Raw genomic sequence first — 11,985 nt, forward strand, 5'->3', positions numbered from 1 at the left:
AAAAAAGGCCTGCAATTGCAGGCCTTTTTGCTTTCCGAATCGTCCTACGGCTTGTGCGCCCGGGACAGGAATTCGTGGGACTGCATTTCCAGCAGACGGCTCAGAGTACGCTGGAACTCGAAGTTCAAGCGTCCGCCGGTGTACAGATCCTTGAGCTCGACTTCAGCAGAAATGATCAGTTTCACATTGCGGTCGTAGAACTCGTCGACCATGTTGATGAAGCGACGGGCGATGTCGTCGGTGGTGACGCTCATCTGCTCGACGCCGCTGAGCAGCACGGCGTGGAAAATCTTGCCCAGTTCGATGTAGTCGTTCTGGCTGCGTGGACCGTCGCACAGCTCTCGGAATTCGAACCAGGCCACGTCATCGCAGGTGCGCAGGGCACGGATTTCGCGGTTCTCGATCATCAGCACGTCATTCTCGACCGCTGCGGTGCATTCCGGTGTCAGCGCCCGGAAGCTCTTGCGCAGGCTTTCGTGGGACGCCTCGTCGAGCGGGAAGTGAAACAGTTCCGCTTGTTCGAGGTGACGCAGACGGTAATCGACGCCGCTGTCGACGTTGACGATCTCGGTGTTCTGCTTGATCAGCGCGATGGCCGGCAGGAAGCGCGCGCGTTGCAGACCGTCCTTGTACAGGCCGTCCGGCACGATGTTCGACGTTGCGACCAGGGTCACGCCGTTCTTGAACAACTCTTCCATCAGCGTGCCGAGAATCATGGCGTCGGTGATGTCGGAAACGAAGAATTCATCGAAGCAGATCACCCGGGCTTCGGTGGAGAAACGTTTGGCGATGATGGTCAGCGGATTTTTCTCGCCACCCAGGGTCTTCATCTCTTCGTGCACGCGCTTCATGAAGCGGTGGAAGTGAGTGCGGGTCTTTTCCTTGAACGGCAGCGCTTCAAAGAAGGTGTCGACCAGGTAGGTCTTGCCGCGACCTACGCCGCCCCAGAAGTACAGGCCCTTGACCGGGGTCTGATCCTTTTTGCCAAACAGTTTGCCCAGCAGGCCCGGTTTATTTTGCTCGGCCGCGACCAGATCGTCGTACAGGCGCTGCAAATGACGCACGGCCGTTTCCTGCGCGGCGTCATGGAAGAATTCCGGGCGTTTCAGATCAGCTTGATATCGTTCTAGGGGCGTCATAATTCGTTAGCAAGGCAACAAAAACGGGCCGACACTGTAGCGACGGCCCGCAGGAATGGCAATCGGCCCTTGGTAGGGCCGAACCGTTGTTTATTCCTGAACCGGGGTCAGGGCGATCCGCAAAGCTTCGATGGCAGCGTCTCGCGCAGTGCTGTCGGCGAAGGGCGGGCTATCGGCAACGCACTCGCCTTCCAGCCACACGCTGAAGCTCAGATCTTCATTGCGCACGTCCAGTGGCTGGACGGATTGCAGCTGCTTGGTCACCTGACCGGCGGTCTTGCCATCGGCGAAGTTGCGCGACAACAGCAGTTGCTCGCCATCGGCCGCCAGCAGACGGAAGCGGAAACTGCCGTCGTCTTCGCGGAAGCTGACAAAACGTGCGGCTTTCGCGGCTTTCTTCTTGGTGGTCGCCGCCACTTGGGTCTGGGCCACGAAAGAACGCAGGCCAACGGCTTCACGCAGTTCGTTGAGGAACGGCGTCGCTACCGAACGGGCCTTTTTCGCGCCGTGCTGCAGGATGTCTTCGAGATCCGCCGGACGCTCGATCAGCTGGTTATAGCGCTCGCGAGACTCGCCCAATTCGTTGTCCAGCAACTGGAACAGACGATTTTTCGCCTCACCCCAGCCCAGGCCTTGCAGCAGTTCACTGCGGAACTCGTCGGCCTGCGCCGGAGTAGCAAAGGCCTGGAACAGGGTGAACAGGTGCGAATTGTCCGGATCTTTCGCTTCGCCCGGCGCGCGGGAGTCGGTGACGATCCGCGAGATCGCGTCCTTCATCTCTTTGGCGCTGCTGAACAACGGGATGGTGTTGTCGTAGCTCTTCGACATCTTCCGGCCGTCGAGGCCCGGTAGCGTGGCAACGCTTTCTTCAATCAGCGCTTCAGGCATGGTGAAGAATTCTTTGCCCTGGCCAAACAGATGGTTGAAACGCTGGCCGATGTCGCGGGCCATTTCCACGTGCTGGATCTGGTCGCGACCGACCGGCACCTTGTGCGCGTTGAACATAAGAATGTCAGCGGCCATCAGTACCGGGTAGCTGTACAAGCCCATGGTGATGCCCGCGTCCGGGTCTTCGCCGGTCTCGACGTTTTTGTCCACCGAAGCCTTGTAGGCGTGGGCGCGGTTGAGCAGGCCCTTGGCGGCGACGCAGGTCAGCAGCCAGGTCAGCTCGGGGATTTCCGGAATGTCGGACTGGCGATAGAACGTCACGCGGTCCACATCCAGGCCACCGGCCAGCCAGGTCGCGGCGATTTCCAGACGCGAGCGCTGGATGCGCAGCGGGTCATCGCACTTGATCAGGGCGTGGTAATCCGCCAGGAAGTAGAACGAATCGGCATTGCTGTCACGGCTGGCCAGGATCGCCGGGCGGATGGCGCCGGCGTAGTTGCCCAGGTGCGGCGTGCCGGTGGTGGTAATGCCGGTGAGGATACGGGTACGAGTCGTCATGGGTAATCGCTTGTCAGACTGCAATCAATTCGAGAGGCGCGGCAGGATCAGATCCTTGAGATCGGTCAGCTTGCCATGAAAAAAGTGTCCGCATTCTGCCACTTTCAGCAGCTCATGGGGACGTTCGAGCTTGTCGGACCATTGGTAAACCAGCTGCGGATCGATCACTTCGTCGGTTTCCGGCTGAATCACAGTGAGCTCGCCGTGTTGTGGCAGTTGATCCTGATCGCCCAGGCGCATCACCGCTGGCGCCACCATGAACAGGTGTTTGAGCTGCTCGCCCTGCGCTTCAAGACGTCCGCCGAGACTTGCTGCAACAAAACCGCCGAAGGAGAAACCGAACAGGGTCAGCGGCAGATCCGGGTGTTTTTCCCGAAACCATGCGGCAACAGCCTGGGCATCATCGACTTCACCGGTGCCCATGTCGTGGGAACCTTCGCTGGCGCCAACGCCGCGATAGTTGAAGCGCAAGGTGATCAAACCGGCATCGCGGGCGGTGCGCTGCAGGGTCGAGACCACTTTGTTGAGCATGGTGCCGCCCTGCACCGGGTTTGGATGGCAGATCAGTGCCAGGCCGCGCGGCTGTTCGCTGTCAAGGTAAAGTGCTTCCAGTTGACCAACCGGGCCATCAATCACTACAGGGGTTTCACGCATCAGCAAGGAAAGAACTCCGTGACCTCGAATCGGGTCGACTCGTCTAGCAAATTGTCTGCAACTGTCTATTGCGAGCGAATCGCGGTATACAGCGCAGGTTCGAGCCGTTAACGTAAAGCAAAGCCGTTTATAGAGGAAGGACTCGTGGAACACTCGCTCTTAGTTTGGTTGTTGCCGACTCTTGCCCTGGTTGTGGGTGTCGCCATTGGTTTCCTGATCGCTCGCCTGGCGCCGAATGCCGCGCCAAGCAGTACCCAACGTCAGCTGGACGATATTCAGGAACGTTTCGACAGTTATCAGAACGAAGTGGTGACCCACTTCAACAGCACCGCGACACTGGTCAAGAAACTGACTGCGAGCTATCAGGAAGTGCAGGATCATCTCGCCGAGGGTGCCAACCGCCTGGCCCTGGACGAGCAGACCCGCCAACGCTTGCTGGCCTCCCTGCACGCCGACGCGGCGCAGGCTCCACGGGAACGCCTGACGCCACCGCGCAATCAGGAACCGCCACGCGACTACGCGCCCAAAGCCCCGAACGCCCCGGGCATGCTCGATGAGCATTACGGCCTGAAGAAGTAATCAGGTTTCAGGCGATGTAAAAAGCCCCCGGACAAGTGATTGTCCGGGGGCTTTTTTGTTTTTGACGAGTCAATTGAGGCGGGTAGGAGCTGTCGAGTGCAACGAGGCTGCGATCTTTTGATTCCAAGAAGCAAGATCAAAAGATCGCAGCCTGCGGCAGCTCCTACAGGTGACCGTTGTGGCGGGGGTTAGCCCAGCACCTCCCCGGCCACCTGATCAATCGCATCCTTGGTGATACCAACAATCAAGTCCGCCTCAGCCTCAGTCAACACCAGCGGCGGTGCAAAACCAAGGATGTCGCCATGGGGCATCGCCCGGGCGATCATGCCGCGCTCCAGGCAGGCCGCCGACACTTTCGGACCGACCTTCAAAGCCGCATCGAATGCCGTGCGCTGTTCACGATCAGCCATGAACTCAACGGCCGCGAGCATCCCGTCACCGCGCACTTCACCCACCAGCGGATGGCCTTCGAGCGTCTCGCGCAGCCGACGGTTGAGATAAGCGCCAACCTTGTCGGCATTGGCCGTAAGGTTCTCCCGCTCCAGAATGTCGAGGTTGGCCAATGCCGCCGCCGCGCATATCGGATGCCCGGAATACGTCCAGCCATGGCCCATGGCGCCTTGGGATTCAGAGGCTTTTTCGATCACATCCCAAACCTTTTCGCCGACGATCACTGCCGACAAAGGCGCATAAGCGCTGGTCAGGCCTTTTGCGGTGGTGATCAGATCCGGGCGCATGCCATAACGCTGGCTGCCCATCTTCGAACCCAGGCGACCGAAGGCGCAGACCACTTCGTCGGCGATCAACAACACGTCGTACTTGTTCAGCACTGCCTGAATCGCCGCCCAGTAACCGGCCGGCGGAACGATGATGCCGCCAGTGCCCATCAATGGTTCACCGATGAAGGCTGCAACGGTGTCCGGCCCTTCGGCGAGGATCATTTTTTCCAGCTCGTCGGCGCAGTAGCGCACGAACGCGGCTTCATCCATGCCGGTCGGCGCCTTGCGATACCAGTGCGGACACACGGTGTGCTTGATGCCTTCGGCCGGCAGGTCGAAATGCTGATGGAAGCTCGGCAGGCCGGTCAGGCTACCGGTCATGATGCCCGAGCCGTGATAACCGCGATCGCGGGAGATGATTTTCTTTTTCTGCGGGCGACCGAGCACGTTGTTGTAGTAGCGCACCAGTTTGATCTGGGTCTCGTTGGCATCGGAACCGGAGAGGCCGTAGTAGACCTTCTTCATGCCTTCAGGCGCCCAGTCGATGATGCGGCTCGACAGTTCGATGATCGCCTCGGTCGAGTGCCCCATGTAGGTGTGGTAATAGGCCAGTTCCTTGGCTTGCTTGTAGATTGCGTCGGCGACTTCGGTACGGCCGTAACCGATGTTCACGCAATACAGGCCAGCGAAGGCATCGATCAGTTCGCGGCCTTCGTGGTCGCGGATGCGGATGCCCGACGCGCCCTTGATAATGCGTCCCTTGAGTGCGCCGCTGGCGTGGTCATGGGCGTGAGTGGACGGGTGCATGAAATGCGCACGATCTTGCTCGAACAGGGTGTCGAATTCTTGGCTCATGGTAGATCTCCTCAGAACTGGCCTTGATGGTGCAGGCAGAAGTATTTGGTTTCGACAAAGGCTTCGAAGCCCTCGGTGCCGCCCTCGCGGCCCAGCCCCGAGGCTTTCATGCCACCGAACGGGATCGGATGGCCGGTGAACTTGACGCCATTGACCGCGACCATCGCGTGGTCGAGTCGGCGGATCAGCGGGTAAATCAGGTCCAGGCGATTGGAACAAATGTAGGCGGCCAGACCGTATTCAGTGTCGTTGGCCATCTCGACGGCCTGATCGAGGGTGTCGAACGGCATCACCCCGGCGATTGGCGCGAAGTTTTCTTCGCGATAGATGCGCATTTGTGGTGTGACGTCGGCCAGCACCGTTGGCTGGTAGAACAAGCCGCCGAGGGCGTGCGCCTCCCCGCCCACCAGCCGCTGCGCGCCATGTTGCAGGGCATCGGCGACACGTTCGGCGGTGACATCGAAGGCGGCCTGATGCATCAACGGGCCAATGTCGACCTGTTGCTCGCGGTCGCCGATCATGGCCGGGCCGACCTTCAACTCACGCACGGCAACGGCAAAGCGCTTGAGAAACTCCGGATAAACCGAACGCTCGACCATGATCCGGTTGGCCGCACAGCAATCCTGGCCGGAAGTCTGGAATTTGGCCGCCACCGCGACTTTCACCGCCAGCTCAAGGTCGGCATCGGCGCAAACAATGAACGGCGCGTTGCCGCCCAACTCCAGCGCAACCTTTTTCACGTCCTGCGCTGCGGCTTGCAGCACCAACTTACCGACACGGGTCGAGCCGGTGAAACTCACCGAGCGCACGCGGTTGTCCTGCACCAGGGTTTGCATGGCCATCTGCGGTTCGCCCAGTACCACGTTGAACACGCCGCCCGGGAAACCCGCTTCCTCGGCGAGTTGCGCCAGGGCGAATGCCGAGTACGGCGTTTCATGGGCGGGCTTGATGACTACGGTACAACCGGCAGCCAGGGCGGCGGCGGCTTTGCGGGTGATCATCGCCGAGGGGAAATTCCATGGCGTCAGCAATGCACAGACCCCAACCGGTTCCTTGACTGTTCCCAAATGGGCGCCGGGAATGTGGCTGGGAATGTTTTGCCCATTGAGGCGCCGAGCCTCTTCGGCGAACCACGGAATGAAACTGGCTGCGTAGGCAATTTCGCCACGGGACTCGGCCAGGGACTTGCCCTGCTCCAGACTGAGAATCCGCGCCAGGTCTTCCTGATGATCAAGAATCAAAGCTGCCCAGCGCCGCAAAATCGCCCCGCGCGCCTCCAGGCTTTGTTCGCGCCAATCGGCGAACGCGCGGTGCGCGGCATCGATGGCAGCGACGATTTGCGGCTGATCGAGCATTGGCACATGACCGATCAGTTTTTGATCCGCGGGGTTATGCACCGCGATGCTGTGGCCGCTGTCGCTGTGTACCCAATAGCCGTCGACGTAGCAAAGGGCCTTGAACAGCAGTGGATGTTTGTAAGTCATGGCGTTCACTCCAACCGTGTGCGTGGAACCATGCTAGGGCAGCGAAGCCGTGGGGATTTGGCGTTTGGAGGGGGTGCGGCAGGTGGTTTTTTCTGATTGGGCGGGGTCAATCGTGGATTTTTGCGATTGAAGCAAAACCCCTGTGGGAGCTAGCCTGCTAGCGATGGCGCCCTTTCAGTCACATCAATGTTGGATGTGCCGACGTCATCGCTAGCAGGCTAGCTCCCACAGGGATTTTCGGTGATTTCAGGAATCTTGAGAAAGTTCGGCCGGCAAGGCGCCGCCGATCTTGATGGTTTTGGTGACGATGTAGGTGAAGTAGCGTTCGATACCCAGGTCGTCGAGCAGCAACTGATCGATGAAGCGCTGGTAATGATCGATGTCCGGCGCCTGGATCATCGCCATGTAATCGACGCCGCCGCCGGTGGCGTAACAGAACGCGACTTCGGGGGCTTCGCTCATGCGTTGCTCGAATCGCCGCATGTCTGGCGCGGTATGGCGGGCCAAGGTGATTTCCACCAGCACCTGCTGACTTTTGAACACCGCGTTCCAGTCGATTTGCGCACGGTAGCCCTTGATCAGGCCGAGGGCCTCAAGTTTGCGCACCCGTTCCCAGGCCGGGGTTACCGAAAGATTGATCGCCTCGGCCAGGCTCGACTTGGTGATACGCCCGTCGTCAGCGAGGATTCGCAGGATTTTCAGGTCATAGCGATCGAGTTTGTGCATGGGCCGGGAATCTCCTGAATGGAATGGGGAACCCTGTGGGAGCGGGCTTGCTCGCGAAGAGGGCGTGTCAGACACCATCAATGTTGACTGACACGCCCTCTTCGCGAGCAAGCCCGCTCCCACAGGATAGGGTTTAGGTCAATACATCCGCGATCACCGCAATGGTATCGCCACACCCCACCAGCCCAGGAAAGTGTCGCGCCGCCAGCAAACCGCTGCGCGCCGCGCGATATTCCACCGGGGCCACGCCGCTGCGGGTGGCGTCGTAGACGCGGGCGATTACTTCGCCCTTGTTCACGTTATCGCCCAGGTCACGGCACATTTCCAGCAGGCCGTCGTGCTCGCTGGCAATGAAGCAATCGCCGTCGGGCATGTCGAGCATGATCGACGGCGCCGTCTGCACTTCGCCCTCAATAATCCCGGCATGCACCAACAGATTGCGCACCCCGCGCTCGGCAATCGCCACGCTGCGCGCCGTGGACGAACCACCGCCGCCCAACTCGGTCGTGACGAAGACTTTGCCCTGGGACTCGGCGGCGGTGTCGTACATCGCCCCGGCATCGAGCTCCAGCATTCGCATGCTGTATGGCGCATTGAACGCACGCATGCCGGCCTCGCATTGCGCCTGTTGCTGTTTGTCCGGCAGCACATGACACGCGGCGAACGGCAGGAAATCCAGGGTGCGCCCACCGGAGTGGATGTCCAGCACGATGTCGGCCAAGGGCAACAAGGTTCGAGTGAAATAGTCGGCGATCTTCTCAGTCACCGTGCCGTCCGGCTTGCCGGGAAAGCTGCGGTTGAGGTTGCCCTTGTCGATCGGCGACGTGCGCCGCCCGGCATGGAACGCCGGGGTGTTCATGAACGGTACGATGATCACTCGCCCGCTCACGTCCTCGGCCGTCAGGCTTTGCGCCAGTTTGCTCAACGCCACCGGGCCTTCGTATTCGTCACCGTGGTTACCGCCGGTGAGCAGCGCGGTCGGTCCCTGACCGCGCTGGATCACCGTGATCGGGATCATCACCGCGCCCCAGGCGGAATCGTCCCGGGAATACGGCAGCTTGAGAAAACCGTGCTGCACGCCTTCGCGGGTGAAATCCACGGTGGCGCTGATCGGGTTGTCTGGCAGTTCACTCATGGCTCAATCCTTCACGAACAATTGGCGCGGCACATTGCACAACGTCTCGACGCCGGTTTCGGTGATCAGAATGCTCTCGGTGATTTCCAGCCCCCAGTCATCCATCCACAGACCCGGCATGAAGTGGAACGTCATGCCGGGTTGCAACACGCTGTTGTCGCCGGGACGCAGGCTCATGGTGCGTTCGCCCCAATCCGGCGGGTAGCTGATACCGATCGGGTAGCCGCAGCGGCTGTCCTTGTGGATGCCGAATTTTTCCAGCACTTTGAAAAAAGCCACGGCGATGTCGCCGGTGGTGTTGCCCGGTTTTGCGGCTTCAAGACCGGCGGCAATGCCTTCGACCACGGCTTTCTCGCCATCAAGGAAATGCTGCGGCGGTTTACCGAGGTAGATCGTGCGCGACAACGGACAGTGATAGCGCTTGTAGCAGCCGGCGATTTCAAAGAAGGTGCCCGCGCCCTTTTCGAACGGCGAATCGTCCCAGGTCAGGTGCGGGGCACTGGCGTCGGCACCGGTCGGCAACAGCGGCACGATGGCCGGATAATCGCCGCCATGACCATCGGCACCGAGAATGCCGCTGCTGTAGATCTCGGCCACCAATTCGTTTTTACGCATGCCCGGTTCGATCCGTTCGAGGATCCGCCCGTGCATCTTTTCGACGATGCGCGCGGCGATGCGCATGTAGGCGATTTCCTGCGGCGACTTGACCGCACGCTGCCAGTTCACCAGCCCGACCGCGTCGATCAGTTTGGCCTTCGGCAGGTTTTTTTGCAGCGACAGGTACGCGGCGGCGCTGAAGTAATAGTTATCCATCTCCACGCCGATGGTCAGCGCATCCCAGCCACGGGCGCTGATCACTTCCCGCGACAGGTAGTCCATGGGATGACGTTCCCGCGACTGCACATAAATGTCTGGGTAACCGACGATGTTCTCTTGCTGCATGAACACCGTGCGCTTGGCGCCGTTGGCGTCCTGGCCGCGACCGAACCACACCGGTTCGCCATCGAGGGCCAGCAGCACGCATTGATGAACGTAGAACGACCAACCGTCATAACCGGTCAGCCAGGCCATATTCGATGGATCGGTGACCAACAACAGCTCGATGCCCTGCGCCTGCATGGCCACTCGCACCTTGGCCAGACGCTGGGCATATTCCTCCCGTTGGAACGGAAGATTGACGACTATCTGAGACATGCACATGCCCTCTGATAAATGACGCACGGATGAAAAAAGCGGTTTAACTGCCGAACTGAAAGCCTTTGCCCGCCGAGCGCGCACGCTCGAAAGCCAGGTTGGCCATGGCCGTGTCCTGGGCGCCGGTGCCGGTGAGGTCGCACAAGGTAATTTGCGTTGAATCCGTGCGACCGGGCCGTTGGCCGGCCAGCACCTGACCCAGTTCTGCGAAACCCGATTCGTCGCTGACAACGCCTGCGGCGAGGGCGTGATGCAGTTCACCGAGGATGCGTGTCTGGCTCAAGCGATCCGCCACGTAGCGGTCGACCTGCGCCAGCGCACGGGGGGAAATTTCGTTCTTGTGCTCGGCGTCGGATCCCATGGCAGTGATGTGAAGACCAGGGTGCAAATGGCCCGCATCGATCAACGGTTCGCGGCTCGGGGTGCAGGTGATCGCGATGTCGACCTCGGCCATGGCCTCGTCGATGCTTGCGCACGGTTTGACTGACAGGCCGCTATCGCGAGCCAGTTCGACGCTGAAGGCCTGCGCCTTTGCAGAGTCCCGCGCCCAGACCCGCACGCTGTCGATCGGCCGCACCAGGCGCAGGGCTTGCAACTGCAACGCAGCCTGCTCGCCGGCACCGATCAACGCCACGCTGCGGCTGTCTTCCCGCGATAGCGCCCGCGCCGCCACGGCACCGGCCGCGGCTGTACGCACGGCAGTCAGGTAACCGTTATCCAGCAACAAGGCATCCAGCAGACCGGTGCGAGCGGACAGCAACATCATCATGCCGTTGAGGCTCGGCAAACCGATTTTCGGGTTGTCGAAAAAACCCGGGCTGACCTTGATCGCAAAGCGTTCCAGGCCCGGCAAATAGGCGGTCTTCACGTCGACTTCGCCGTTATGTTCAGGGATGTCCAGGCGCAGGATTGGCGGCATGGCCACGGCAGCCGTCGCCAGCAGCACGAAGGCCTGCTCGACAGCTTCGATGCTCGGCAGATCCAGCGCCACGCAGGCACGCAGATCGGCTTCGCTCAGCAAGGTGATTTCACTCATCAACGCGGCACTCCATTGAATCGTTATTGTTGGAATTCAGGCATCGGCGCCGTTCAGCACGCGCAGGTGCTGATCGATATCGACGTTGCGTCCGCTGACCACCACCACGACCGGCCCGCGCGGTTCGATCAAGCCTTCGAGCAACGCGGCAATGCCCACCGCCGCCGCGCCTTCCAGCACCAGGCATTCTTCGCGGTAGGCGTGGCGGATGGCATTGGCGATGGAGGCTTCGCTGAGCAGGTGCAGGTGATCGCAGGTGTCGCGGGTCATGGCAAAGGTGAAACGGTTGTCGAGGCCGATGCCACCGCCGAGCGAGTCGGCGAGGGTCGGCAGCTCTTCGACTGCCACCGGACGCCCGGCCGCGAGGCTGGCGTGCATGGCCGCGCCGCGTTGCATGCTGATGCCGTGGGTGACGATCTGCGGGTTGGCACTTTTCAGCGCCAGTGCCACGCCGGCGAACAGCCCTCCGCCGGACAATGGAATCAGGACTTGAGAGACGTCCGGTTGCTGCTCAAGGATTTCCAGCCCCAGCGTGCCCTGCCCGGCGATGATTGCCGGATGGTCGAACGGCGGCAGCAGTGTCGCGCTCTGCTCGTGGGCAATCCGCTCGGCCTCGCGCTGGGCGTCATCCTGGGACTCGCCGACGATGCGGACTTCGGCGCCGAGATCCCGAATGGCCTGGACCTTGTTTCCCGGCACCAGATGCGACAGGCAAATCGTCGCCTTCACACCTTGCTGCGATGCGGCGAAAGCAAGCGCCCGCCCATGATTGCCGGTCGATGCGGCGACGACGCCACGCGCCTTTTGCTCGGCACTGAGCTGCGCCACGGCATTGCTCGCGCCACGCAACTTGAAGCTGCCGGTGATTTGTCGGGATTCGAGCTTGAGGTAAACCGGCACGCCCACATGCCGCGACAGGCTGGGCGAATGCTCCATGGGCGTACACCGGACCAGCGCTGCGATGCGCTGGCGGGCGAGGTAAATATCGTTGAGCTGTAGCGCTGACATGACCGCATCC

11 protein-coding genes are annotated in these 11,985 nt (G+C 60.9%); 1 reads left to right on the forward strand and 10 read right to left on the reverse strand.

What is annotated here, in order from left to right; translation table 11 throughout:
* Positions 1-44: 44 nt before the first annotated feature.
* The 3 genes from zapE to V6Z53_RS28085 form a co-directional block, all read right to left on the reverse strand.
* Complete coding sequence (gene zapE / locus V6Z53_RS28075) at positions 45-1,139, reverse strand: cell division protein ZapE (RefSeq protein ID WP_150702964.1); 1,095 nt, start codon at positions 1,137-1,139, stop codon at positions 45-47.
* A gap of 90 nt (positions 1,140-1,229) precedes the next feature.
* Entirely contained in the window at positions 1,230-2,585 is a 1,356-nt protein-coding gene (locus tag V6Z53_RS28080) for a tryptophan--tRNA ligase (protein ID WP_338582941.1), read from the reverse strand.
* A gap of 24 nt (positions 2,586-2,609) precedes the next feature.
* Complete coding sequence (locus tag V6Z53_RS28085) at positions 2,610-3,239, reverse strand: alpha/beta fold hydrolase (protein ID WP_338586583.1); 630 nt, start codon at positions 3,237-3,239, stop codon at positions 2,610-2,612.
* A gap of 144 nt (positions 3,240-3,383) precedes the next feature.
* Between V6Z53_RS28085 and V6Z53_RS28090 the strand changes: the two genes are divergently transcribed.
* Complete coding sequence (locus tag V6Z53_RS28090; RefSeq protein WP_008016678.1) at positions 3,384-3,818, forward strand: DUF1043 family protein; 435 nt, start codon at positions 3,384-3,386, stop codon at positions 3,816-3,818.
* 188 nt (positions 3,819-4,006) lie between these two features.
* Here the strand turns inward: V6Z53_RS28090 and V6Z53_RS28095 are convergent, their stop codons facing one another.
* The 7 genes from V6Z53_RS28095 to eutB all read right to left on the reverse strand — a co-directional run bounded on the left by V6Z53_RS28095 (position 4,007) and on the right by eutB (position 11,975).
* On the reverse strand, positions 4,007-5,392 hold the full coding sequence (locus tag V6Z53_RS28095) for an aspartate aminotransferase family protein (RefSeq protein ID WP_338582942.1): 1,386 nt from the start codon (positions 5,390-5,392) through the stop codon (positions 4,007-4,009).
* A gap of 11 nt (positions 5,393-5,403) precedes the next feature.
* Positions 5,404-6,876 carry an NAD-dependent succinate-semialdehyde dehydrogenase gene (locus tag V6Z53_RS28100; RefSeq protein ID WP_338582944.1) on the reverse strand — a complete coding sequence of 491 codons (1,473 nt, stop codon included), beginning with the start codon at positions 6,874-6,876 and terminating at the stop codon, positions 5,404-5,406.
* A 246-nt stretch (positions 6,877-7,122) separates the two neighbouring features.
* Entirely contained in the window at positions 7,123-7,602 is a 480-nt protein-coding gene (locus V6Z53_RS28105) for an Lrp/AsnC family transcriptional regulator (protein WP_338582945.1), read from the reverse strand.
* A gap of 133 nt (positions 7,603-7,735) precedes the next feature.
* Complete coding sequence (gene doeB, locus V6Z53_RS28110; protein ID WP_338582947.1) at positions 7,736-8,737, reverse strand: N(2)-acetyl-L-2,4-diaminobutanoate deacetylase DoeB; 1,002 nt, start codon at positions 8,735-8,737, stop codon at positions 7,736-7,738.
* A 3-nt stretch (positions 8,738-8,740) separates the two neighbouring features.
* Entirely contained in the window at positions 8,741-9,931 is a 1,191-nt protein-coding gene (gene doeA / locus V6Z53_RS28115; protein WP_338582949.1) for an ectoine hydrolase DoeA, read from the reverse strand.
* Between the two features lie 43 nt (positions 9,932-9,974).
* Positions 9,975-10,967, reverse strand: a complete 993-nt coding sequence (eutC, locus tag V6Z53_RS28120) for an ectoine utilization protein EutC (RefSeq protein WP_338582951.1) — start codon at positions 10,965-10,967, stop codon at positions 9,975-9,977.
* A 36-nt stretch (positions 10,968-11,003) separates the two neighbouring features.
* Positions 11,004-11,975, reverse strand: a complete 972-nt coding sequence (gene eutB / locus V6Z53_RS28125; protein WP_338582952.1) for a hydroxyectoine utilization dehydratase EutB — start codon at positions 11,973-11,975, stop codon at positions 11,004-11,006.
* Positions 11,976-11,985 lie beyond the last annotated feature (10 nt).

Origin of the sequence: Pseudomonas sp. MAG733B (assembly GCF_036884845.1) — a bacterium.
GTDB lineage: Bacteria > Pseudomonadota > Gammaproteobacteria > Pseudomonadales > Pseudomonadaceae > Aquipseudomonas.